The 23,009-nt window shown below is 70.9% G+C and carries 20 protein-coding genes; 7 read left to right on the top strand and 13 right to left on the bottom strand.

All coding sequences use genetic code 11. The features are described from left to right. Positions 1–157: 157 nt before the first annotated feature. The 5 genes from IG78_RS0106555 to IG78_RS0106535 form a co-directional block, all read right to left on the bottom strand. Positions 158–808, bottom strand: coding sequence for a GNAT family N-acetyltransferase (locus IG78_RS0106555; protein ID WP_030560397.1), 651 nt, complete (start codon positions 806–808; stop codon positions 158–160). Between the two features lie 174 nt (positions 809–982). After that, the gene (locus tag IG78_RS0106550) at positions 983–1,804 is read right to left on the bottom strand and encodes a MetQ/NlpA family ABC transporter substrate-binding protein (RefSeq protein WP_030560396.1); all 822 of its coding nucleotides are present in this window, start codon (positions 1,802–1,804) and stop codon (positions 983–985) included. Between the two features lies 1 nt (position 1,805). After that, positions 1,806–2,633: a MetQ/NlpA family ABC transporter substrate-binding protein gene (locus IG78_RS0106545; protein WP_030560394.1), complete on the bottom strand. Its 828-nt coding sequence runs from the start codon at positions 2,631–2,633 to the stop codon at positions 1,806–1,808. A gap of 83 nt (positions 2,634–2,716) precedes the next feature. Further along, positions 2,717–3,487: a methionine ABC transporter permease gene (locus IG78_RS0106540; protein WP_051852409.1), complete on the bottom strand. Its 771-nt coding sequence runs from the start codon at positions 3,485–3,487 to the stop codon at positions 2,717–2,719. Next, complete coding sequence (locus IG78_RS0106535; protein WP_030560391.1) at positions 3,484–4,578, bottom strand: methionine ABC transporter ATP-binding protein; 1,095 nt, start codon at positions 4,576–4,578, stop codon at positions 3,484–3,486. The genes IG78_RS0106540 and IG78_RS0106535 overlap by 4 nt, the downstream gene beginning before the upstream one ends. A gap of 635 nt (positions 4,579–5,213) precedes the next feature. On the opposite strand from IG78_RS0106535, the gene IG78_RS0106530 reads away from it, so the two are divergent. Both IG78_RS0106530 and IG78_RS0106525 read left to right on the top strand, forming a co-directional pair. Continuing rightward, on the top strand, positions 5,214–5,573 hold the full coding sequence (locus IG78_RS0106530) for a hypothetical protein (protein ID WP_030560390.1): 360 nt from the start codon (positions 5,214–5,216) through the stop codon (positions 5,571–5,573). Position 5,574: 1 nt separating this feature from the next. Then, positions 5,575–6,009 carry a hypothetical protein gene (locus IG78_RS0106525; RefSeq protein ID WP_030560389.1) on the top strand — a complete coding sequence of 145 codons (435 nt, stop codon included), beginning with the start codon at positions 5,575–5,577 and terminating at the stop codon, positions 6,007–6,009. On the opposite strand, the gene IG78_RS0106520 is transcribed toward IG78_RS0106525, so the two are convergent. The 3 genes from IG78_RS0106520 to IG78_RS0106510 form a co-directional block, all read right to left on the bottom strand. After that, positions 6,006–6,515, bottom strand: coding sequence for a GNAT family N-acetyltransferase (locus IG78_RS0106520; protein WP_030560387.1), 510 nt, complete (start codon positions 6,513–6,515; stop codon positions 6,006–6,008). The genes IG78_RS0106525 and IG78_RS0106520 overlap by 4 nt on opposite strands. Before the next feature lie 40 nt (positions 6,516–6,555). Beyond that, a complete protein-coding gene (locus tag IG78_RS0106515; RefSeq protein WP_030560386.1) occupies positions 6,556–7,077 on the bottom strand; it encodes an RNA polymerase sigma factor in 522 nt (173 codons plus the stop codon). Positions 7,078–7,188: 111 nt separating this feature from the next. Then, the gene (locus tag IG78_RS0106510; RefSeq protein ID WP_030560385.1) at positions 7,189–8,364 is read right to left on the bottom strand and encodes a glycerophosphodiester phosphodiesterase; all 1,176 of its coding nucleotides are present in this window, start codon (positions 8,362–8,364) and stop codon (positions 7,189–7,191) included. Between the two features lie 467 nt (positions 8,365–8,831). On the opposite strand from IG78_RS0106510, the gene IG78_RS0106505 reads away from it, so the two are divergent. Beyond that, positions 8,832–9,521, top strand: a complete 690-nt coding sequence (locus IG78_RS0106505; RefSeq protein WP_078964768.1) for a lysophospholipid acyltransferase family protein — start codon at positions 8,832–8,834, stop codon at positions 9,519–9,521. Between the two features lie 83 nt (positions 9,522–9,604). Here the strand turns inward: IG78_RS0106505 and IG78_RS0106500 are convergent, their stop codons facing one another. From IG78_RS0106500 to IG78_RS0106480, 5 genes are all read right to left on the bottom strand, one after another. After that, positions 9,605–11,146: an MFS transporter gene (locus tag IG78_RS0106500; RefSeq protein WP_030560382.1), complete on the bottom strand. Its 1,542-nt coding sequence runs from the start codon at positions 11,144–11,146 to the stop codon at positions 9,605–9,607. Beyond that, complete coding sequence (locus IG78_RS0106495) at positions 11,143–11,694, bottom strand: TetR/AcrR family transcriptional regulator (protein ID WP_030560380.1); 552 nt, start codon at positions 11,692–11,694, stop codon at positions 11,143–11,145. The genes IG78_RS0106500 and IG78_RS0106495 overlap by 4 nt, the downstream gene beginning before the upstream one ends. A 101-nt stretch (positions 11,695–11,795) precedes the next feature. After that, complete coding sequence (locus IG78_RS0106490) at positions 11,796–12,767, bottom strand: aldo/keto reductase (protein ID WP_030560379.1); 972 nt, start codon at positions 12,765–12,767, stop codon at positions 11,796–11,798. Positions 12,768–12,963: 196 nt separating this feature from the next. Continuing rightward, positions 12,964–14,400: an argininosuccinate lyase gene (argH, locus tag IG78_RS0106485; RefSeq protein WP_030560378.1), complete on the bottom strand. Its 1,437-nt coding sequence runs from the start codon at positions 14,398–14,400 to the stop codon at positions 12,964–12,966. Positions 14,401–14,493: 93 nt separating this feature from the next. Next, on the bottom strand, positions 14,494–15,687 hold the full coding sequence (locus IG78_RS0106480; protein WP_030560376.1) for an argininosuccinate synthase: 1,194 nt from the start codon (positions 15,685–15,687) through the stop codon (positions 14,494–14,496). A gap of 182 nt (positions 15,688–15,869) precedes the next feature. Here IG78_RS0106480 and IG78_RS0106475 point away from each other — a divergent pair, with 182 nt between their 5' ends. The 4 genes from IG78_RS0106475 to IG78_RS0106460 all read left to right on the top strand — a co-directional run bounded on the left by IG78_RS0106475 (position 15,870) and on the right by IG78_RS0106460 (position 22,894). After that, entirely contained in the window at positions 15,870–20,813 is a 4,944-nt protein-coding gene (locus IG78_RS0106475; RefSeq protein WP_030560375.1) for an HD domain-containing protein, read from the top strand. Further along, on the top strand, positions 20,810–21,175 hold the full coding sequence (locus tag IG78_RS0106470; protein WP_030560373.1) for a hypothetical protein: 366 nt from the start codon (positions 20,810–20,812) through the stop codon (positions 21,173–21,175). Before IG78_RS0106475 ends, IG78_RS0106470 begins: the two co-directional genes overlap by 4 nt. Next, a complete protein-coding gene (locus IG78_RS0106465) occupies positions 21,172–21,801 on the top strand; it encodes a hypothetical protein (protein ID WP_030560371.1) in 630 nt (209 codons plus the stop codon). Before IG78_RS0106470 ends, IG78_RS0106465 begins: the two co-directional genes overlap by 4 nt. A gap of 115 nt (positions 21,802–21,916) precedes the next feature. Beyond that, positions 21,917–22,894 (top strand): bile acid:sodium symporter family protein, encoded by a 978-nt coding sequence (locus IG78_RS0106460; protein WP_037684986.1) that lies wholly within the window; start codon positions 21,917–21,919, stop codon positions 22,892–22,894. The last annotated feature ends 115 nt before the right edge of the window (positions 22,895–23,009 follow it).

The following is a 23,009-nucleotide window of genomic DNA, read 5'->3' as shown; positions in this document are numbered from 1 at the left end:
TGGCCGCGTGCGTTCAGACGGAGCGTACCTGCTGTCGACCAGGGGGCTTCGCCCCTCTCCCCCTTGGTCGGCCCTTCGGGCCTCGTCCTCAGACGTCCTCAGACGTCCTCAGACGCCGGACGGGCTGACTCGCCCTCCGCCGACAGCGGAACCGGCGTCAGTTCCAGTCGGAGAACGCCGTGTAGCCGCTCTCGGCCAACTGGTCGGTCACGCCTTCCAGGTCCTCGGGGAGCAGGCTCCAGACGATGAGGTCGGTGCGCAGGTCGAGCCAGCCGCCGAGCGGGTCGCCCCCGTTCCTGACACGTGCTATCCAGGCGCCGCGCAGGACGCCCTCGCTGATACAGCCGATCTTCTGGGCCACCTGCTGGGCCGCGGTGTTGTCGGCGGCCGTACGCAGCTCGATGCGCTCGAACTTCTGGTCGTGGAAGAGCCACTGGGCGGTGGCGAGGGCGGCTTCGGAGGCGTAGCCCTCGCCGCGGGCCCAGGGGGCGGTCACATAGCTCAGCTCGCCGGAGCGCACCCGCCAGTCGGTGCGGCCGACACGCACGGTGCCCACCAGGCGCTGGGTGAGGAACTCGGTCACGGCGAGAACGATGCCGCGGCCCTCGGCGCGTTCGGCGGGGGCGAGGCGGGTGATCCAGTCGCGGGCGTCGGCCTCGGTGTACGGCTGGGGCGCGGCGGTCCAGGCGGTGACGAGCTCGTCGTTCATCATCTCCGCGTACGCGGAGATGTCGGCGTCCTCGAGCGGGCGCAGCACCAACCGCTCCGTACTGAGGGAGATGTCGGGGAACCCCGAGGCTGTAGTCATGCGCCGCTCCGTAACCTTCATGGGCCTGTCGTTCGTCGAGTCGTCGAGGGCCTCAAGGACCTCCAGGCCTGCTGAAGTGCATAGCATGCAGCATGGCGGCGCGAAGACGCACCACGGGGTCCGCTCCGCGCGCCGGAGCGGACCCCGTGGACGGGGACGGTGCACGAGGGTGTGTCAGCCCGCCGTGACCGGCAGGACCGACCCCTTGTACTTGTCCTCGATGAACTTCCTGACCTCGGGCGACCGCAGCAACTTGGTCAGCTTCCTGACCCTCGGGTCGTCCTCGTCGCCCTTCTTCACGGCGAGGACGTTGTTGTACGGGTTGTCCTTCACGGACTCCAGGAGAACTGCGTCCCGCTTCGGGCTGAGGCCCGCGTCGAGCGCGAAGTTGTTGTTGATGACGGCCGCGTCGACGTCCTTGAGGGAGCGCGGCAACTGCGCGGGCTCCAGGGGCTTGATGGTGAGCTTCTTGGGGTTGGCCGCGATGTCCTCGGGGGTGGCGTTCGCGCCCGTGCCCTTCTTCAGCTCGATCACCCCCTTGGAGGCGAGCAGTTCGAGGGCCCTGCCCTCGTTGGTGGTGTCGTTCGGTACGGCGACGGTCGCGCCGGAGCGCAGCTCCGTCACGTCCTTCAGCTTCTTGCCGTCGTCCGCGTACACACCCATCGGAGGCAGGTACACCTCGGTCACCGCGACCAGGTCCGCCTTCTTGGACTTGTTGAAGTCGTCCAGGTAGGGCTTGTGCTGGTAGAGGTTGGCGTCGAGGGAGCCCTCCTGGAGCGCGGTGTTGGGTGTCACGTAGTCCGTGAACTCCCGCACCTGGAGGTCGAGGCCTTCCTTCTTCGCCAGGTTCTGCTGGATGTACGCGAGGACTTCACCGGCCGGTGTCGGGGTGGCCCCGACGACGAGGGTGTCGCCGTCGGAGCCCGAGCCGCAGGCGGTCAGGCCGAGCGACAGGGCCAGGGCCCCGGCCGCCGCGGCGATGCGGGTCCCGCGCACGTCAGAACGCCGCGACGACGGCACCGTCGTACTTGTCGTCGATGAACTTCTTGACCTCGGGCGAGGTGAGGAGCTTGACCAGCTTCTTCACGCGCGGGTCGTTCTCGTCGCCCTTCTTCACGGCGAGGAAGTTGCCGTACGGGTTGCCCTCGGCCTTCTCGGCGGCGAGGGCCTGCTCGGCCGGGTTGAGGTCGGCCTCCAGCGCGTAGTTGCCGTTGATCACCGCGGCGTCGACGTCCTTGATGGTGCGCGGCAGGGCGGCGGCCTCCAGTTCCTTGAACTTCAGGCCGCGCGGGTTGTCGACGATGTCCTTCGGCGTGGCCGCGAAGCCGACGCCCTCCTTGAGCTTCAGGAGGCCGTGGTCGGCGAGCAGCTTCAGGGCGCGGGCCTCGTTGGTCGTGTCGTTCGGGACGGCGACCGTGGCGCCCTTCTTCAGCTCGTCGAGCTTCTTGATCTTCTTCGAGTAGATGCCGAGCGGCTCCAGGTGCACCGTGGCGCCCGGGACGGGAACGATGTCCGTCTTGTTCTTCTTGTTGAAGTCGTCCAAGTAGGGCTTGTGCTGGAAGTAGTTCGCGAAGACCTCACCCTGCTGCGTCGCGGTGTTGGGCGTGACGTAGTCGGTGAACTCCTTCACCTCCAGGTCCAGGCCCGCCTTCTCGGCCAGGTTCTTCTTGACGTAGTCGAGGATCTGGCCCTGGGGCGTCGGGGTCGCGGCGACGACGAGCGGGCCGTCCTTGTCGGAGCCCTTGTCGGCGCCGCAGGCGGTCAGCCCGAGGGTGAGGGCTCCGGTGGCCAGGACGGCGGCGGTGATCTTGATGGTGTTACGCACGAAAAGTGCCTTTCTCCATGGGTGGTACACCCGCGCGGTGGTGGTGCGGGGTGGTGCTGGGGGAACTCGGGACGCCCGGGAACTCAGGAAGCGATCTTCACCGGTTCCGGCGTGGTGGTGTCGGTGGCGGGCTTGGCAGTGTCGGTGGCGGGCTTGGCACGGAGCAGCTTGAGCCGGGGCGCGGCACCGGAGTGGCCGCCGCGCCGGTGCAGCCTCCGCGCGGCGTAGTCGCCGACGAACTGGATGATCGAGATGACCACGGCGAGTATGCCGACGGTGATCCACATCAGTTCGGTCTCGAAGCGCTGGTAGCCGTAGCGGACCGCGAGGTCGCCGAGGCCGCCCGCGCCGACGGTGCCGGTGATCGCCGAGTAGCCGATCAGGGCGACGATCGTGGTCGTGGTGCTGGAGATCAGCGACGGCAGGGACTCGGGCACGAGGACCTTGCGGACGATCGTCCAGGTGTTGCCTCCCATCGACTGCACGGCCTCGACCAGGCCGTGGTCGACCTCGCGCACGGCCGTCTCGACCAGGCGCGCGAAGAACGGGATGGCGCTGATCGCGAGCGGCACGATCGCGGCGTCGCGGCCGATGGTGGTGCCGACGATGGAGCGGGTGAAGCCCATCAGGGCGACCATGAGGATGATGAAGGGCATCGAGCGGCCGATGTTGACGACCTGCCCGATCACCTTGTTCACGAGCGTGTTCTGCAACAGGCCGCCCCGGTCGGTGAGGACCAGGAGCAGGCCGAGCGGCAGGCCGACGGCGACGGCGATGAGCGCCGACCAGCCGACCATGTAGAGCGTGTCCCAACAGGCCTGCTCCAGCAGGGGTCGCATCTCCGACCAGGTCACTTGGCACCTTCCTTCACCAGCGTGGCGGCGGTCGCGGGAGCGCCTTGGCCGTCTTGGGCCGGGATCCCGGCGGGCGCGTCACCCGCGGCGGCCCCGACGACGTCGATCTGGAGGCCCTGTTCGCGCAGGAAGCCGATCGGGACGACGTTCTCCTCGAAGCGTCCCGGCAGCTCGATGCGCATCCGGCCGACCTGCTTGCCCGCGACGGTGTCCATCGCGGCGCCGAGGATCGAGATGTCGATGTTGTACGTGCGCGAAAGCTGGGAGATGACCGGCTGGGTCGCGGCGTCGCCGTGGAAGGTCACGTCGACGACGGTGCGGTCGGTGCCGGTGGCGTCGCCGCTGACCGGGAAGAGCGCGGCGGCGAGCTGCGAGCCGGGGGTGGCGAGCAGTTCGGTGACGGTGCCGGACTCCACGATCCGGCCCCGCTCCATCAGCGCGGCCGAGTCGCAGACCGACTTGACGACCTCCATCTCGTGCGTGATCAGCAGCACGGTGAGGCCGAGCTCGCGGTTGAGGTCGCGCAGGAGCGCCAGGATGGAGCGGGTGGTCTCGGGGTCGAGGGCGCTGGTCGCCTCGTCCGAGAGCAGCACCTTCGGCTCGCCCGCCAGGGCGCGGGCGATGCCGACGCGCTGCTTCTGGCCGCCGGAGAGCTGCGCCGGGTAGGACTTGGCCTTGTCGGCGAGGCCGACGAGATCGAGCAGCTCCAGTGCCTTGCGGGAGCGTTCCCTGCCGGACAGGCCGAGGATTTCGAGCGGCAGCTCGATGTTGGCCTGGACGGTGCGCGAGGACAGCAGGTTGAAGTGCTGGAAGACCATGCCGATGCGGTTGCGGGCGGTGCGCAGTTCCTTACCGGCGCGCGGGCCGCGGCCCGCGAGGGCGGTGAGGTCCTGGCCCGCCACCGTCACGGTGCCGGAGGTGGGGCGCTCCAGGAGGTTCACGCAGCGGATCAGCGAGGACTTGCCGGCACCGGACTGGCCGATGACGCCGTACACCTCGCCTTCGCGCACATGGAGATCGACTCCGTCGATGGCGGTTACTTCACGACCGCGTGAGCGGTAGACCTTGGTAAGGCCGGAAGTGGTGATCACTGGGGTTTCCGTCACTGTCGAGTGCACGGCGGGGTGTCGCCGGGGCACGGGGCATTCGTTCGGAACGCGGCACGGTTCTCGCGATATCGGGAGGAACCGGAGGACGTGTGCGCGGGGCAGGCTCGCTTCCTACGGTGCGTACGTGACTCCTGTGGCGTACGTGGCGTAGTGGCGGGGCACAGCGGCTTCGCTTCGGGGCGCGAGGCTCTCGGTGGTGCGGGGGCCCTCAGAAGGCGCACATTCGACACATACAACGAGCACCGGGCGTCGTGATCGCCTCGGTCGCAAGGGTGCGGCTGCTCGTCGTGGTCATGCGGACCAGTAAAACACGCGTGAGGTCGCGTCCCACCACTGCTGTCCGTATAGCGGACAAGCTTTGACCGTCAGGAGAGACGGCACGCTCGCTGCGGCGCGGGTCCCTGGCGCCGGTGAACATCTCCATGTCACCCGCTGTGGCCTGCGCGGATACGGCTGGCAGGCTCTGAAAGTCGACAACGGCCGACAGCTCGGACGCGGTATGCGTGTGGTCAACACCACGGTGTTCGTCCCGGCGGCGCGGTCGGCCGTGAGACCCACGGGCGCGGGCCCCCGGGGCCGGGCACGCCGGGCCTTTTGGGCCGTAATAGGGTCTCGGCATGCTCGTTGCCCTGACCATTGCGACCTCCGTGGCCGCACTCGCGCTCGCGGCCTGGTGCGGATTCGCCGCGTACCGCGACCAGCCGACGAAGGACTGGCACTTCATCGGCATGGGTGTGGTCACCCTGCTCGCCCTGGTCCAGTTGATCGTCGGCATCGTCCAGTTGGCGCGGGGCGAGGACCCCGCGCAGGGCACGACGATCTTCGTGGCGTATCTGATCGGCTCGTTCGCGTGCGTGCCGGGGGCCGGCTTCATGTCGCTCGCCGAGCGCACCCGCTGGGGCTCGCTGACCGTCGCCGCGGGCGGCGTGGTCCTGGCCGTACTCGAAGTACGGCTCTACGACATCTGGGGAGGCTGAGGTGACGGTGACGGACGAAGGCCCCCGCACCAGGCAGAAGCTGATCAGTGGTCCCGGCATCCTCCTTGTGTGGCTGTACGGGGTGATGGTCGTCGGCGCCGTGTCGCGCTCGGCGGTGCAGATCTCCACGGACTTCCACAAGGCCCCGCTCGCGTACACGCTGTCCGCGATCGCCGGTGTCGTCTACGGCTTCATCACGTACTCGCTGGTGCGCGGCGGGGAGCGGGCCCGCAGGGCGGCCCTTGTGTGCTGCGCCGCCGAGCTGGCCGGAGTGCTCGCCGTCGGGACCTGGACCCTCGCGGAGCCCTCCGCGTTCCCCGATGCCACGGTCTGGTCGGACTTCGGGATGGGCTATCTGTTCATCCCCGTGCTGCTGCCGGTGACCGCCGTGTTCTGGCTGCGCAGGCCGCGCAGCCAGCACGGGGCGAGCGCCTAGGCGCTGGTCACGTACGCGCCCGCTTCGACGTCCTTGGAGAGGGTGACCACCGTGAGCCGGTCGTCCACGCGCCGGGTGTCCACCGGGGTGTAGCCGTGCTTGCGGTAGAGCTGGAGATTGCTCTCGCTGCGGTGGCCGGAGAACAGCTCGAAGCGCTTGGCGGAGCCGCCCTCGCCGAGACGCAGCTCAATGGCGTGCAACAGACGGCCGCCCAGGCCGTGCCGCTGCATCCGCGGGTGCACGATGAGCTTGCCGATGCGGGCGGTGCCCGCCGCGTCGACCGTGCCGCGAACGGAGGCCACCACCTCCTCGCCCAGGCGCGCCACCAGGACGCTGCCCGCTTCGAGCTCGGCCTTGATGGAGTCCAGGCTCTGCGTCAGCGGCTCGATGGAGTAGTCGCCGTACAGCTCGGCCTCGCTCTGGTAGCAGAGGTACTGCAGTTTGAGGATCTGCTCGGCGGTTCGGCCGTCGGCCGCCGCCTCCGAGATGGTCACGCTCATGCCCATGTGTGCATGCCTCCCGCTCACCTGCTCCACCGGTTGTCCCTCACTCCTTTCCCCATGGGTCAGGAGTCGCAACCTCTTGCGCGAGCATTCTGCGCAGGCATCCCAGGCAACGGGAACGTTCCGGTCCCAAAGATCCTTGTGACATTCCCAACTCCCCTGCGATTTCGCGGTAGGTGAGGTCTTCGGGCGACAGAAGCGCAAACATGAGACGCGGGCAGCGGCCGGGCAGTCTGCGCACCGCGGCGTACAGCGAGCGGTGCCGGTCCGCCCGCAGCGCCCGCTGTTCGGGGCCGCCGCACGGGTCGACGGGCTCGGTGACGTAGGCCCGCTCCCGGCGGGCGGTGGAACGGGTGCGGCGCACCTCGTCACGGACGGCGGCGCGGAGCCAGGCCGGGGGGTCGGCGGGCGGCTCACCGGTGTCGAGGTGTTCGAGCAGGCGCAGCCAGACCGCCTGCTCGATGTCGCCGGGCTCGGTGCCGCTGCCGTGCGCCTCGGCCGAGACCTCTGCCGCGAGCAGCGGACGCAGGGCGGTGACGAGGCCGGAGGAGAGCGAAGGGGTCATGCCGACGTGGACGCGGTCGTTCCGGTACGGGTTTCCGTCACGACCGCGCCTCACCCCAACCGGGTCTCCTCGCCCCCAAGTTGACGACAGGGTGCCGGAGCGGCCGGTGGGTCAGTCGTCGGTGAAGTCCGCGGCGGCGAGCAGTGCCGTGTCCGGGTTGTCGGAGAAGATCCCGTCGATGCCGGTGGCGAAGTACGCCTTGAGCGCGCCGAAGGCGTCGCCGTACGCGTTCGGGTCCGTGCCCTTCTTGAAGTCGGCGGGCAGGAAGGTGTTCTCGTTGCGCATCGTGTAGGGGTGCAGGAGCAGGCCCTTGGCGTGGGCGTCGCGGACAAGCGTGGTCGGCTCCTGGAGCCTGCCGTCGGGGCCCTTGGGGATGATCAGGTCGAGGGTGGGGCCGATGCCCTTGGCGTACGAGGCCAGCCAGCGCAGCCCTTCGGGCTTGACGAGGTCGGCGACGGTGCGCGGGTCGCCCGCCGTCACGAAGTCCCACGGGCGCGAGGAGGCCGAGGACAGCAGGACGACGCCGGGCGCGCCGACGAGCTTGTGCAGGCGCTGGATGCTGCTCGGCTCGAAGGACTGGAGGAAGTTCGGGGAGTTGCGGTGGTGCCGGTCGTAACGGCGGAGCAGCTTGGCGAGCCGTTCCTCCAGGCCGAGGCCGAGCCCCCGGAAGTAGGTGGGGTGCTTGGTCTCGATGTGCAGCCAGACGCGCTTGCCGCGGCGGCGCCCCTCCTTCTCCGCCCAGCGGAACACCTCTTCGAGCGTGGGCACCTGCCAGCGCCCGTCGTAGAGGGTGTTGCGCTGCCGGGTGCCGGGGATGCGCTCCTTGGCCCGCAGCGTCTTGAGCTCGGCGAGCGTGAAGTCCTCGGTGAACCAGCCGGTGAGCTTGACGCCGTCGACGGACTTGGTCGTCCTGCGCCCCGCGAACTCGGGGTGCGCGGCCACGTCCGTCGTACCCGTGATGTCGTTCTCGTGACGGCATACGAGGTGGCCGTCCTTGGTGGGCACGACGTCCTGCTCGATGACGTGCGCGCCCATGTCCAGGGCGAGTTGGTACGAGCCGAGGGTGTGCTCGGGCCGGTAGCCGCTCGCGCCGCGGTGCGCGACGACGGTCGGCACGGGCAGGTCCCGGTACCCGCCGCCGTGCCCGTGGCCGTGCCGCTCACCGGCTCTCGCCACCCCCGGCGCCCCTATGGCCGCCGCGCCCGCCCCGAGCACCGCGGCTCCCAGCACCGCGCGCCGCCCCGGGCTCGTACCCGTCTCCCGTCGCCCCGATTCCTGCGTCGCCATCGCGCGCTCCTCCCTGTGTACTGCCGCGTGCCGCCTTGCACCTGACAAAGCGGCACGATCGTAGGTGTGATCATGTGACGAAAGGGAGGCCGGGGGTCGAACGCCTGGCTGACGCCGCGTGTCGAGCGCGCTCACACCCGGGGGCGGGGCGGCAGGTGTACGCCTCGCGGCACTGGGCACTCGTGCCGGTGCGGGGTTCGTGAACGGAGCGGAAGTGCGGACGGCGCGTACGCCCCGGCTCGGGAGCGCCAGCGGACTTCCAGCCGTAAGCGGAACCCGGAGTGAGAAGCACCACTCGGACAAGCCACGCAGTTCGCACGGCGATACCGTCGTCGCGGTGGGGTCCTCGCGGGGGCGACAGCAGCCAAGAACAGGTCAACTGTGCGTATCGGTCGGATGAACCCGATGTGCAATCGACGGGGGCCCGCGAGTATGGTCCTCACCTGCACAGACTCGTCGTCGACCCGTTGACACCGGAGGACCTGTTGTCCCGTCTAGCGCTCATCAAGGCAGTGCTTGGACCGATCTTGCGCCTGATGTTCCGCCCGCGGGTAGAAGGCGCCGAGAACATCCCCGGTGATGGACCCGTCATTCTGGCCGGAAATCATCTGACGTTCATCGACTCGATGATCATGCCGCTCGTGTGCGACCGGCCCGTCTACTTCATCGGCAAGGACGAGTACGTCACCGGCAAGGGCCTCAAGGGCCGCCTCATGGCCTGGTTCTTCACCGGCGTCGGCATGATTCCCGTGGACCGCGACGGGGGCCGCGGCGGGGTGGCCGCCCTGATGACCGGGCGCCGCATCCTCGACGACGGCAAGGTCTTCGGCATCTATCCGGAGGGCACCCGCTCCCCCGACGGACGGCTGTACCGCGGCCGTACGGGGATCGCCCGGCTGACCCTGATGACCGGTGCGCCGGTGGTGCCGTTCGCGATGATCGGCACGGACAAGTTGCAGCCGGGGGGCAAGGGGTTGCCGCGGCCCGGCAAGGTGACCGTGCGGTTCGGTGAGGCCATGGAGTTCTCCCGGTACGACGGGATGGGGCGCGACCGCTATGTGCTGCGGGCGGTGACCGACTCGGTGATGACCGAGGTCATGCTGCTCTCCGGGCAGGAGTATGTGGACATGTACGCCACCAAGGCCAAGGCCGCGTAGGCTTCCGCCCGGGTTTTTTACGGCGTGCCCGCACCGGTGCCGGGGGTTCCTCCCGGCGCCGGGGCGGGCGTTTTGTGTAAGTGTCAGTGCTCGATGCCCTCTTCCAGTTTTTGGCCCTTCAGGAGGAACCAGGCTGCCGCTGCCGTGGCCAGCAGGACCGCGGCGCCTACCCCCGCGGCCAGGCGGAGGCCGTCCACGAAGGCGTCCTGGGCCGCGGCCAGCAGGGGTTCGGCCTTGTGGGCCGGGAGGCCCGCGCCCGCTTCGACGGCGCCGCCCAGGGAGTCGTGGGCCGCCGACGCCGCCTCGGCGGGGGTGCCCGCGGGGGTGGTGAAGTCGCGGTACACACCGGTCACGATGGAGCCGAGCAGGGCGATGCCGAGCGCCGCGCCGAGCTCGTACGCCGTCTCCGAGACGGCGGACGCCGCGCCCGCCTGTTCCTTCGGCACGCTGGACAGGATCACGTCGGCGGTCACCGTGAAGGAGAAGCCCGCGCCGACGCCCACGACCAGGAGGGCGGCGCCGAGCAGCGGATAGCCCGTCTGCTGGCTCAGCACGGTCAGCGAGGCGAGCGCGAGGCCCACCGCCGCGAGACCGCCCGCGACCACCGCGCGCACCGAGTACCGGCGCGCCACCGTACCCGCCATCAGACCCGCCGTGACGGCGCCCACGGCCGCGGGCAGTTCGGCGAGACCGGCCTCGAACGGCTGCCTGCCCTGCACCAGTTGGAGGAACTGGGAGAGGAAGAAGACAAGACCGGACAGGCCGAGGATGGTCAGCAGATCGGCGAGGACCGCCGCCGAGAACCCGCGGTTGCGGAAGAGCCGCATGTCAAGGAGCGGCGCGGGCAGCGTGAGCTGTCGGCGTACGAACCAGGTCAGGGCGGCCGCGCCGATGACGCCGGAGGCAAGGACGTCCCAGCGCAGGCCGTGCGCCGCCGCCTCCTTGATCGCGTACACGACGGCGATCATGCCGATGAGCGAGAGCACCACGCTGATCAGGTCCCAGGGGCCCGGCGCCGGGTTCTTCGACTCGGGAAGGAACTTGATGCCGACGACCACGAGGACCGCCATCACGGGCAGGTTGATCAGGAAGACCGAGCCCCACCAGAAGTGTTCGAGCAGGAAACCGCCGACGACCGGGCCGACCGCCGCGCCCGCCGACGCCATCGCGCCCCACACGCCGACGGCGATGCTGCGCTCACGCGGGTCGTGGAAGATGTTCCGGATCAGCGCGAGGGTGGACGGCATCAGGGTCGCGCCCGCCACACCGAGCAGCGCACGCGCCAGGATCATCAGCTCGGGCGTGGTGGCGTAGGAGTTGAGCACGGACACCGCGCCGAACGCGACGGCGCCGGTGAGCAGCAGCTTCTTGCGGCCGATGCGGTCGCCCAGGCTGCCCATGGAGACGAGCAGACCCGCGATCACGAACGAGTAGACATCGCCGATCCACAGCAACTGGGTGCCGGACGGCTTCAGGTCCTCACTGATGTACGGCGTCGCGAGACCGAGGACGGTCGCGTCCACCGCGACGAGCAGCACGGCCAGCACGAGTACGGCCAGGGCGAGCCAGCGGCCCGGGTGCGGCGCCACCTCCGACGGCCGTATGCGCTGTTCGGTGCCTGTCATGATTCCACTCTCCGTCGTGCGCCGCCGATCAGCAGCTCGGCGATCATGTATGAGATGTCCTTGGCCGCCACGCGGCCGTCGAGCACGGCCCAGGCGCCGGAGCCGACGAGCCCGTACAGCGCCTCCGTGAGCCATGCGGCGCTCAGGTCGATGCGGAACTCCCCGCTCTGCTGTCCGCGCCGGAACAGGGCCGCGATCCGGTCGTCGAGGCGGGACCAGCCCTCGTGCTGGGCGTCGCCCTCGAAGAGCTGGTTCTCCGTGACGAGGAACGCGAGCAGGCCCGCGGCGGGCTCGATCTCCTTGATCAGGCGCCGCAGCGCGGCCTGCGCGCTGCCCTCGTCGAGCCGGGCGGCGTCCATGGCCGCCTCGCACTCCTGGATGCCGAGCTCTTCGAGGGCGCGGATGAGCGCGTCGCGCCCCGCGAAGTGGCGGTGCAGCGTGGCGCGGCTGAGGCCGGCGGCCCTGGCGACCTCGTCCATGGTCGAGGAGCCCTTACGGGTGAGCTGCGCGGCGGCACTGCGCAGCACTTGGTCACGATCGACTGGCATGAGACAACCATAGGCCATTTGAGACATCTTTGTCTCACGCGCAGGTGGAGTCTGCTGGCAGGTGCCGTGGGGTGGAGCCGGGGTGGGCCGGGGTGCGGTGATCAGTGCCAGGGCAGGGCGGACCGCGTGGCCCAGTACGCCGCGGGCTCCTCCGCCAGGGCCGTCAGCCGGTCCAGGTGCTCCTCGTCCAGGTCGACCGCCGTCGCGTGCAGGTTCGACACGAGCTGTACGGAGGTGGCGGCCCCGGAGAGGACGACGCCCGCCCACGGCTGCCGCAGGACGAGGGCGAGCGCCACCGCGTCGCAGCCGTGCCCGGTGGCCTCGGCTGCGGCACGCAGGGCGGCGGGCGCCTGCGGCCCCGCGAGGCGGCCGTTGGCCATGCCCTCCTTGACCAGGACGGTGAGCCCGGCGTCGTGCGCCTCCGCGAGGGCGGGCCCCGCCGAGGTCTCCAGGGCGTTGTAGGTGGCCTGGACGGTACGGAAGAGGCACTCGCCGCCGACGGTGACATCGAGGGCGGCGCGGATCGCTGCGGCCTGCTCGGGCCCGCTCACGGAGAGCCCGACGGTGACACCGCTGTCCGCGAGACCGGCGAGGCGGGCGTGCAGCTCCTTGTCGGTGAGGGCCGGGCTCTGCGGGGTCACCGAGTGGATCTGGTAGAGGTCGAGCCGGTCGCCGAGCAGCTCCGCGCTCTCGGCGCGCTGGCGGTCGTACGCGGCGACGCTGTGGTCCTTGACCTCGTGCGCGTCGGCGTCGGTGCGCCAGTCGGCCGTGTACGTGTAGCCCCACTTACTGCCCACCACGACGTCATGGGCCTCGGGCCGCACCCGCAGCCAGTCGGCGAGGAACTCCTCCGAGCGGCCGTAGGAGCGGGCCACGTCGATGTAGCGCACCCCGAGCGCGTACGCGGCGTCGAGGAGTTCCAGGGTGCGTTCGCGCAGGGCCTCGACGCTGCGTGCGGGAGGTAGGTCCTCCTCGCGGCCCAGGGTGATGTAGCCGGGCCTGCCCACCGCGGCGAGGCCGAGGCCGAGGTGGGCGGTCGGGGTGGTCGCTGCGTCCAGGCGGGCGAAGGGCATGCGCGGGCTCCACGTCTGAGGGGGTGCACGCGGGCTTCGCGTGCACCCCCTCAACGTAATCGGCGGTGGGCGGTCGGGCTCGGGCGGCCCGGTCAGGGCCTCGCGGGGCGGGCCCCGGGCCCGCCCCTTCCCGAACGAACCAGGGGCGCCGCGCCCCCCCCTGCGCCCCCGCTCATCGGCGCTCCGCGCCTCGTCCTCAAACGCCGGACGGGCTGTGATTCGCCCAGCGGCGCTGCTCCGCCACGTCCGTCTTGACCTCCGCCAGTTGCGCGGCCACCGCCGAGGGGGCAGTCCCGCCCCTGCCGTCGCGGGCGGCCAGCGCGCCGTGGACGTTCAGGACCGAGCGGACCTCCGGTGTCAGATGAGGGCTGATCTTGGCGAACTGCTCGTCCGTGAGCTGGTCGAGTTCGATGCCGTGCGCCTCGCACTCCTTGACGCACTCCCCCGCCACCTCGTGCGCGACGCGGAACGGCACGCCCTGTTTGACCAGCCACTCGGCGATGTCCGTGGCGAGCGAGAAACCGGCCGGCGCCAGCTCCTCCATGCGCTCGCGGTGCACGGTGAGCGTCGCCATCATGCCGGTGAAGGCGGGCAGCAGGACCTCTAGCTGATCGCAGGAGTCGAAGACCGGCTCCTTGTCCTCCTGGAGGTCGCGGTTGTACGCGAGCGGCAGCGCCTTGAGCGTCGCCATCAGGCCGGTCAGATTGCCGATGAGGCGGCCCGACTTGCCGCGGGCGAGCTCCGCGATGTCGGGGTTCTTCTTCTGCGGCATGATCGACGAGCCGGTCGAGAACGCGTCGTGCAGGGTGACGAAGGAGAACTCCTTCGTGTTCCAGATGATGACCTCTTCGGCGATCCGGGAGAGGTTCACGCCGATCATCGCGGTGATGAAGGCGAACTCGGCGGCGAAGTCACGGGAGGCCGTGCCGTCGATGGAGTTGGCGGCTGAGCCGTGCTCGAACCCGAGGTCCGTGGCCACCGCCTGCGGGTCGAGCCCGAGCGAGGAGCCCGCGAGCGCCCCGGACCCGTACGGCGAGACGGCGGTCCGCGCGTCCCACTGGCGCAGCCTCTCCGCGTCCCGCGACAGGGACTGGACATGGGCGAGCACATGGTGGGCGAAGAGCACCGGCTGGGCGTGCTGGAGGTGGGTGCGGCCCGGCATGGCGACGTCCGGGTGCGCCTCGGCGAGGCCGATGAGCGCTTCCTGGAGCTCGGCGATCAGGCCGCCGATGATCCGGGCGTGGTCGCGCAGATACATCTTGAAGAGGGTGGCGACCTGGTCGTTGCGGGACCGGCCCGCGCGCAGCTTGCCGCCGAGGTCGGGGCCGAGCCGCTCCAGGAGGCCGCGCTCCAGGGCGGTGTGCACGTCCTCGTCGGCGACGGTGCCGACGAAGGACCCGTCGGCGACGGCTCCTTCGAGCTGGTCGAGCCCGGCGAGCATGCGCTCCAGCTCGTCGGCGGTGAGCAGTCCGGCCGTGTGGAGCGCGCGCGCGTGGGCGCGGGACCCCGCGACGTCGTACGGCGCCAGACGCCAGTCGAAGTGCACCGAGGCCGAGAGCCGGGCCAGGGCCTCTGCCGGGCCGTCCGCGAACCGTCCGCCCCAGAGCCGGACGTCACCGCTGTTGCTGCTCACTGCACGCGCTCCTTGGAGAAAAGGGTGATGTACGTCCGCCTCCCCGGCGCCGTGCGCTTCGGGGAGGCGGACCTCACGCTGCCGCTCGGGGCCTCAGGCCAGGTCCCGCTTCGCGGCGATCTTCGAGGACAGGCCGAAGATGTCGATGAAGCCCTGCGCCTTGGACTGGTCGAAGGTGTCGCCCGAGTCGTAGGTCGCGAGGTTGAAGTCGTACAGGGACTGGTCGGACTTCCGGCCGGTGACGACGGCGCGGCCGCCGTGCAGGGTCATCCGGATGTCGCCGCTGACGTGCTGGCTGGCCTCGTCGATGAAGCCGTCGAGGGCCTTCTTGAGCGGGGAGAACCACAGGCCGTCGTAGACCAGCTCGCCCCAGCGCTGCTCGACCTGCCGCTTGTACCTGGCCAGCTCGCGCTCGACCGTGACGTTCTCCAGCTCCTGGTGGGCGGTGATCAGGGCGATGGCGCCGGGAGCCTCGTACACCTCACGGGACTTGATGCCCACGAGCCGGTCCTCGACCATGTCGATCCGGCCGACGCCCTGGGCACCCGCACGCTCGTTGAGCTGCTGGATGGCCTGGAGGACCGTGACCGGCCTGCCGTCGATGGCGACCGGCGCGCCCTCCTTGAAGGTGATGACGACCTCGTCGGCCTCGCGCGGGACCGCGGGGTTGGAGGTGTACTCGTACACGTCCTCGATGGGCGCGTTCCAGATGTCCTCCAGGAAGCCCGTCTCGACGGCGCGCCCGAAGACGTTCTGGTCGATGGAGTACGGCGACTTCTTGGTGGTCGCGATCGGCAGGCCCTTGTCCTCGCAGAAGGCGATGGCCTTGTCCCGGGTCATCGCGTAGTCCCGGACGGGGGCGATGCACTTGAGGTCGGGGCCGAGGGCCTGGATGCCGGCCTCGAACCGCACCTGGTCGTTGCCCTTGCCGGTGCAGCCGTGCGCCACGACGCCGGCGCCGTGCTTGTTCGCGGCGGCGACGAGGTGCTTGACGATCGTGGGCCGGGACAGGGCCGAGACCAGCGGATACCGGTCCATGTAGAGGGCGTTGGCCTTGATCGCCGGCAGGCAGTAGCCCTCGGCGAACTCGTCCTTGGCGTCGGCGACCTCCGCCTCCACGGCACCGCAGGCGAGCGCGCGCTTGCGGATGACGTCCAGGTCCTCGCCGCCCTGGCCGACGTCCACGGCGACGGCGATGACCTCGGCGCCCGTCTCCTCGGCGATCCAGCCGATGGCGACGGAGGTGTCCAGGCCGCCCGAGTAGGCGAGTACGACGCGCTCGGTCACGGGGTTTCTCCTCACAGTGCATTCGCTCGCTCAGTGCATTCATTCACTGACATGCATGAGTATGCACTCCTCTGCATGGTTCGTCAATCGGCCACTCGGTCGCCCGGTCACGCCCCGTGGCGTCCGGGGCGGTGCCATCATGTTTCTCCGGCCCGGGGAGAGGGCCCGGGGGCGGAGGGACCATGACGACACGGGGGCGCTGCGCGCTGCTGATCGGTATCGGGCACGTGCCCGCGGCGGCCGGGCTCTTCGAACCGCTCGACGATGCCGTCGACGCCGACCTCAGGCTGATGAACTCCGCCCTCGGGGCCGCGGGCTACGACGTCACGACCCTGCACAACGCCGGTCTGAACGAGATCAGGACCCGCATCCACGAGGCGGCCCGCGACGTCCCCGAGGGCGGCACCCTGCTGCTCTACTTCACCGGGCACGGAATCCGCGCCGGCGGCATCGACTATCTGGTGCCGTTCGACGCCTTCCCGCCGGCCGACGGCGACTGGCAGGAGCCGTACATCGACTCGCTGCTCCCCGCGAGCATCAGCCCCTGGCTGAAGGCTTCCACCGCGGGCACGGTGGTGTGGGCCGTCGACGCCTGCCGCACCGAACTCGCCGCCGACGACGTGCCGTTCGGCAACAGCGTCGACAACGGCCCGCCCGGCGGCGGCTTCGCCGTGCTCATGGGCTGCTCGGCGGGTGAGCGCGCGGGCAGTACGGGCGAGGGCAGCTTCTTCACCCGGGGCCTCGCCGAAGCCCTCAGCCCGCTGACGCCCGCGCGCGCCGTCGAGGACGTCTTCGACGCCGCCGCCGCGCGGACCAAGGCAGTGGCCCACCGGCACGGGCGGGCGCAGAACGCCTTCATCCACTACGGCACCAACTTCGAGGCCCGTACCAGGAGCACGGACATCTGCGAGGGGCGGCCGCTCCTTGAGGCCTGGCAGGGGGCCGTGCGGGACACCTCGCTGTGGCAACTGGTCGACGACCGCGGCCAGGGCTGCGTCGTCCGGTTCAAGGACTGTCTGAGCGCATTCGTGGAGCGTTGCGCGTTCACCCTGCACCGCGCGCAGGAGCGGCTGCCCCACGAGGACCCGTGGTCCGACGACACCTTTCCCGTACGCCTGCTGTGCGACCGTCTTCCTTCGCTGCTGCCCGCCGGTGCCACGCTCTCCGCGGTGGAGGTCGCCACGCTCGTCGCGGCGCCCTTCCTCCGGGAGGCCGCGTGGGCGGAGCGGCTGAGCCAGGCCGCCGAGATCGCGCCGGAGTCGCTGGGGCGCAGGCCCGGTGCCGACGCGTACCGCAGGCACTACGAGCAGATCGCCGAACAGCACGTGCGGGTGGCCCGCAAGGCCACGGAGTGCCGGGCGCGCGAGCGCACCGAGGACGCGGTGGCCGTCACGATGTGGCTGGTGCACCGGTGGGTGGCGGACCGGTTCGAGACGGACGACGAGGCCGTGCCGTCGGCGACGGCGGACGAGCTGGCCGCCGGGCTGCTCCAGAACGCGGGCGCCGTGCCCGACCGGGTCCAGGAACTGTCGGGGCTGCTCCGGGCGGCGGCCGCGGGCATCGGGCTCGACGAGCCGCCGGAGGACCTCGCCGGGCGGGCGCCCGCCAAGGTGCTGCTGCCCGGCGGCCACCAGCCACTGCGGCTGCGTCCGCTGGCGGCGCTGCTGCGGCTCGCGGGCGCCCTCGCGGTGGACGTGCGGACGTTTCCCGAGGTGGTGGCCGAGCATCTGGCTGTCTCCGATCCGGTACTGCCGCAGGAGGTCGTCGGCCTTGTGTCCCAGCCCGAGCTGCTGAGCTGGCAGTCCGAGGGCAGCGCGCTCCATCTGGACGTCCCGTGCCCGCACCAGGCGGTGCACGCCGCGCTCATCGACGTCGCCCACCAGGCGGACCAACTGGCCGGACAGGTGGCGAGCCTCGCGGCGACGCTGCCCGCGCCCGAGGCCACGCTCCTTGCCGCCGTGCCGACCCGGATCACCGACCGCGACCTGCGGCCGAGCCGCTCCCGCGACCGGACTTCCTACGAGGTCCCGCTGCTGCGCTTCCACCTCGCGCAGACCGAGGTACGCGAACTCCTCATGGGTGAGCAGCTCTACGGCGGCGAACCGCAGCTCGCGCTGCGCGAGCTCTACCAGAACGCCATGGACGCGTGCCGCTATCGCGCGATGCGCTGGAGGTACCTGGGCAGTGTGGGCGCCTCGCCAGCGCCCTGGACCGGCCGGATCTCCCTCGTCCAGGGTGAGGACGACCGCGGCAGGTACGTCGAGTGCCGGGACAACGGCGTCGGCATGAGCGCGGACCAGCTCAAGTACACCTTCACGCGCGCGGGCAGCCGGTTCGAGCAGTCCAAGGCGTTCCGGCGCGAGCAGTCGCGCTGGCTGCGGCACGATCCGGGGCTGCGTCTCTACCCCAACAGCCGTTTCGGGATCGGCGTGTTCAGCTACTTCATGCTCGCCGACGAGATGTCGATCGTGACCAGGCAGGTGAGCGCGGAGGGAAACCCGGCCGAGCACGCGTTGCGGGTGGACATTCCGAGCAGCGGCAGCCTCTTCCGGATCAAGTGGCACGAGGGGCCGGGAGACAGCCTGCCGGAGGGGGGAACGAGGGTCCGGCTGTATCTGCGGCCGGGCCACGCGACGGACGGGCTCTCGTGCGTCGGCACGCTGCGGGATCTCGTACGGGTCAGCGAGTTCGACCTGGAGGTGCGGGACGCGGCCGGGACCGGGCACACCTGGGAACGAGGGGTGCTGCAACCCGGCGTCGGCGGCGGCTCGATGAAACCGCTGGAGGCGGTGCCTGGTGTCCTGTGGTGGGTCGGCGAGGACGGCGGTGTGCTCTGTGACGGCATCACCACGGACGTACGCCCTTTCGGGTACGTGCTGAACCTGACGGGTCCGCACGCGGGACAGCTCAACGTCAGCCGCAAGGAGCTCCAGGACTACGACCGTGACTGGGAGCTGCGGAACTGGCGGGCGGGCGCCCGGAAGCTGAGCGAGTGGCCGCAACTGAGGATGGAGTGGCTCTGGGACCTTGAGCAGCGCAATCTGCCGGTGGCACGGGCGCTGTGGCGCGAGTGGCGCGGCACGGGCGTCACCGCCACGCGTGCGGACGGGCACCGGCACTCGCTCGACGTGCAGGGCTGGTTCTGGCTCGACCGGGCCATCGCCTCCCAGAGGGGGCAGCACCCCGGCGACGGAATCCACCCCTGGCGTGCTGCCGCTCTGCGTGTGTCCCACGCCGCCGTGAAAGGTTCCACCCCCAAGAGCCTTGTCGGTTACCCCGTACCGGAGCCAGGAGACGCCGCGGTGCAGGAAACCGACATCATCTGGTGGAACGTCCTGCTGCGCGCCGCCGAGCAGGAGACCACGGTGACCGACGTCCTCCGGCGGAAGCGGCGGCTGCGCATCGCCCACTCGCACGAAGCCCCGCCCGCCGTGCACGGGGAGGGCTTCGACGAGAAACCGGGCCGGATCGACATGGGGCTCGCTGAGACCCTGTCCGGCTCCTTCACCGCGGACCTGCCGACCAACGTGCGGCACAACGGCGCGGTCACCCGCGAGACGGGCTGCCTCGTCCTGACATCCCAGAAGCTGGCCGAGCCCTTGGGCCGAGTCGTCGCACGGTACGAGCGCTGGGCACATTTTCACCACGCGCCCCCGCTGTCCGTTCCCGCCCATCACCACGACCACGTGTGCACGGAGAGCGACATCGCCCACCTCTTCCTCGACGACACCACCACGTACGAGAGGTCGCTCGTCCCCGTGTCCGGTGCGCGACAGGTGCGGGAAGTGTGCAGGCGCACCGGTACATCGACACCCGATGTACTGCGTCTGCTCGACGAGTTCTCCTGGCTCGGCTGGAGCGCCCCGGCCGCCGGGACGGTCCAGGCGTGGATCGACCCGGACGAGGAGACCGACAAGGTCCTCGCCCGGTTCGCCGACGCGGAGCAGGAGCCCGGCACCTTGTGCTGGGCCGCGACGATCTCGGTGGCCGCGAGACGGCAGTGCGACCTCGCGACCGCCGAGGAGGACCTTGCCCGGGTCGCCGCAGCGACGGGGCTGACGTTCGAGCGACGCTACGCGGGCGACGGCCGCGGCGGTCCGTTCGTGCCGTCACCGGACACCGGGACGTTCGTCGACACGCTGAACAACAACGGCGTGCTCCTCGAGCGTGGGGTGAATCTCGAGGAACTGGGCAGGGCGTCCCGTAGGCTGTCGGACGCGGCCGAGATCACCGGTGTGGTCGAGGACCTGCGGGCGGCCAAAGTGGCGGTACCCACCGACGTGCGCGCCATCATCGCATGGCCGGCCTTGCCGCTGCGCAGCCGTTACGCACTGTCCGGCAAGGAAGCCGCCAGCGATGACGAGGACTACCCGGCCGACCGGCTCACAGCGTCCGGACTCCTCTACACGGCGGAGTGCCTGCACGAGTCCCTGGGCGAGGTGTGGAGTCTCGCCCGCCAGGAAGCCGACCGGTTCGGCCTCACGGTGCCGCCGCTTCCGGAGGAACTGACGACGTGGCGGCCGAGCTCACACATGAACAGGCTGCTGATCAACCAGCCTCTCCACCACGGCCAGTTCCACCCCGCCACCTGGAAACCGCTGATCCTGTCGTCCTTCGCCCAGTACGCCCGTGACCATCAGATCGGCACCGCCACGGCCTACGCCCGGATGTCCGTACTGAGGCCCATCGGCGCTCTGGTGCCCCCGCTCTCGCCGCGGGAGCGGGACGCCCTGCCCATGACGGTTCCCTCCGCGCGGGACGTGGTCGCGCTCTCCCGTGACCAGTGGGTCTCACGGGAGGGAGAGTTGTGTGCCCTCGACCTGGTCAGCATCGCGGGGCGCCTCGGCGAACCCGTCCCGGACACGCTCCGGCGCATCGCTCCCTATCTGCCGATGCTCCCCGCGCCCGTCCAACTGCCCCCGCCGCCGGACACGATCCCCCTGTGGCAGGACCTCGCGATCCTCAGCGAGCACCTGGACGGCCGGCTCCCCGCCCTGACCGGCCGGGTGAGCGCCCGTCACATCGCCCGCGCCGCCGACGCCGTCGACGAGCCCGAGCCCTGGGTCACCGCACGCCTGCGTGAGTACGCCACCTTCTTCTCCCTCGACCTGGACGACGCCCCATGACACAACCCCCGCAGCTCCCCCACGACTTCGACACCGCCTACGCGGACGAGGACCTCGGTGAGGTGAGCGATCCGTTCACCGTGAGCCCCACACCCGAGGGCCACGCCTCCGTACGAGGGCGCTGCCCCCGTTGTCACGGCAGGACGGCCACCGAGTACCGGCACGGCGTCCCCGGAAGCGGTGCGGGGACAGGGACGAAGGGCCCGCTGGACGCGGACGCGGCGCTCCTCGTCCAGGAACGGCACTTCTGCGAGTGCGGCCACCCGCATCCGCGGCTGCCGTCGAACGCCGTCTTCATCGGCTGCGGAGCGAGCTGGTACGTACGGTCCCTCGTTGCCCTCGGCCCGAGCGGCACCCCGTGACGGCCCAGTCCGACCGCCGCTGGGCCGAGCTGGCGCGTGAGCTGGAGTTCACACAGCTCGACGAGTTGCGCCGCCAGGCGGAGGGCTGGCGTACGGGCCTGACCGGCCTCACGGCACTGCTGGCCGTCCTCGCCGTCCTCAAAGGCCGCGACGACCTGAACGGGCTGCCGGACGCCGCCCGCCGCACGGCCCTCGGCCTGATCGCCGCCGCGTTCCTGCTGCTCCTCGCCGGTTCGGTGCTGGCCGTGCGGGCGGCACACGGGCGGCTCGGTGAGCGCACCCTGCTCGCCGGGCAGGCGCTGCGGCGCTGGACGGAGGATGAGGTCGTGCGCGTCACCGAGGCGCTGCGCCGCGCCTCGGTGTGCTGCGTGCTCGGCGTCGCGTGCGCCGCCGGTGCCGTGGGCCTGGCCTGGGCCACGGCCGAATCGCCCGGGGACGGTCTTGTGCGGGTGAGCACGACGTCCGGGGAGCGGTGCGGCGAGTTCCTCGGGTCGGGCAGGGGCGGGGTCTCGCTGCGCGCCGAGGGCACCGGGAAGACCGACGGCGGGAAGGCGCGACGGGTCACGCTGCCCGCCCGTACCGTCATCTCCGTGACCCCGGTGGACGGTTGCGGCGCCGCCAAGTGAAACGGCGCCGCCCGAGGCCTCGTACGTCCGACAACGCACGCCCCGGCGACACATGTAGCGACCATATATCGAGACGGGGTTGCACCGCCCGGGTGACGCCACGTTGCATCGCCGGGTGCAGACCGATCACCCCTCCCCCGGCAAACCGGCCCCCGCCCCGGGCACCCCCGACCGTGCCGCGCGCCGCGCCGTCACCGTCTTCCCGCTGCTCGTCCTCGCCGCCGGCGGGCTCGGGCTCGCCACGCCAGGCACCTTCGGGGGCTGGAAGGAGAGCGTGCCGTATCTGCTGGGCGTGGTCATGTTCTGCATGGGGCTCACGATGACGCCGCAGGACTTCAAGGGAGTCGCGCGGCGGCCCTGGGCCGTGGCGCTCGGCCTGGTGGCGCACTACGTCATCATGCCGGGCCTCGGCTGGCTCATCGCCCACGCGCTCGACCTGTCGCCGCAGTTGGCGGCGGGGGTGATCCTGGTCGGCTGCGCGCCGAGCGGCACCGCGTCGAACGTCGTCACCTATCTGGCGCGCGGCGACGTCGCCCTGTCCGTGTCCGTCGCCACCGTCTCCACGGTCCTCGCACCGCTCGTGACCCCGCCCCTGACCCTGCTCCTCGCGGGCGAGTACCTGCCGGTGGACGCCGGTTCGATGGTGACGGACATCCTCAAGACCGTGCTGCTGCCCGTCATCGCCGGGCTCGTGGTGCGGCTGTGCTTCGGGGCGTACGTGGACCGAGTGCTCGGTGCGCTGCCCTGGCTGTCGGCGGGGACCATCGCCGTCATTGTCGCGGTGGTCGTGGCGGGCAGCGCGGAGGCCATCAAGTCGGCGGCCGGCCTGGTGTTCGTCGCGGTCGTCCTGCACAACGGTCTCGGGCTCGCGCTCGGCTACGGCGCGGGCAAGGCGGCCCGGCTCGGCGCGCCCGCGTCCCGTGCCATGGCCTTCGAGGTCGGCATGCAGAACTCCGGCCTCGCCGCGTCCCTCGCGACCGCTCACTTCAGCCCGCTCGCCGCGCTGCCCGCCGCGGTGTTCTCCGTGTGGCACAACGTGTCCGGAGCCGTGGTCGCCGCGTGGATGTCCCACCGGGCCCGGCGGGCGGCATGACGGTCCCGGGCACGAGGCCGTGGACGCGGTCCGTGAATGGCTCAACCACGCCGGTGAACCCGTCAGTTGGCCCCTCCCGGAAGTGCGACGATGAGGCCTCGCACACGGGGGGTCG

The sequence above is a fragment of the Streptomyces aureocirculatus genome (genome assembly GCF_000720475.1).
GTDB lineage: Bacteria > Actinomycetota > Actinomycetes > Streptomycetales > Streptomycetaceae > Streptomyces > Streptomyces aureocirculatus.
The sequence above is the reverse complement of the archived record's forward strand: the minus strand, read 5'-3'. Positions and strand labels throughout refer to the sequence as shown.

Excerpts from the sequence above, each read along its gene's own strand:
- IG78_RS0106555 (WP_030560397.1), bottom strand. The coding sequence starts at position 808 with ATGACTACAGCCTCGGGGTTCCCCGACATCTCCCTCAGTACGGAGCGG.
- IG78_RS0106530 (WP_030560390.1), top strand. The coding sequence starts at position 5,214 with ATGCTCGTTGCCCTGACCATTGCGACCTCCGTGGCCGCACTCGCGCTC.
- IG78_RS0106520 (WP_030560387.1), bottom strand. The coding sequence starts at position 6,515 with ATGGGCATGAGCGTGACCATCTCGGAGGCGGCGGCCGACGGCCGAACC.
- IG78_RS0106515 (WP_030560386.1), bottom strand. The coding sequence starts at position 7,077 with ATGACCCCTTCGCTCTCCTCCGGCCTCGTCACCGCCCTGCGTCCGCTG.
- IG78_RS0106510 (WP_030560385.1), bottom strand. The coding sequence starts at position 8,364 with ATGGCGACGCAGGAATCGGGGCGACGGGAGACGGGTACGAGCCCGGGG.
- IG78_RS0106500 (WP_030560382.1), bottom strand. The coding sequence starts at position 11,146 with ATGACAGGCACCGAACAGCGCATACGGCCGTCGGAGGTGGCGCCGCAC.
- IG78_RS0106495 (WP_030560380.1), bottom strand. The coding sequence starts at position 11,694 with ATGCCAGTCGATCGTGACCAAGTGCTGCGCAGTGCCGCCGCGCAGCTC.
- IG78_RS0106490 (WP_030560379.1), bottom strand. The coding sequence starts at position 12,767 with ATGCCCTTCGCCCGCCTGGACGCAGCGACCACCCCGACCGCCCACCTC.
- IG78_RS0106475 (WP_030560375.1), top strand. The coding sequence starts at position 15,870 with ATGACGACACGGGGGCGCTGCGCGCTGCTGATCGGTATCGGGCACGTG.
- IG78_RS0106470 (WP_030560373.1), top strand. The coding sequence starts at position 20,810 with ATGACACAACCCCCGCAGCTCCCCCACGACTTCGACACCGCCTACGCG.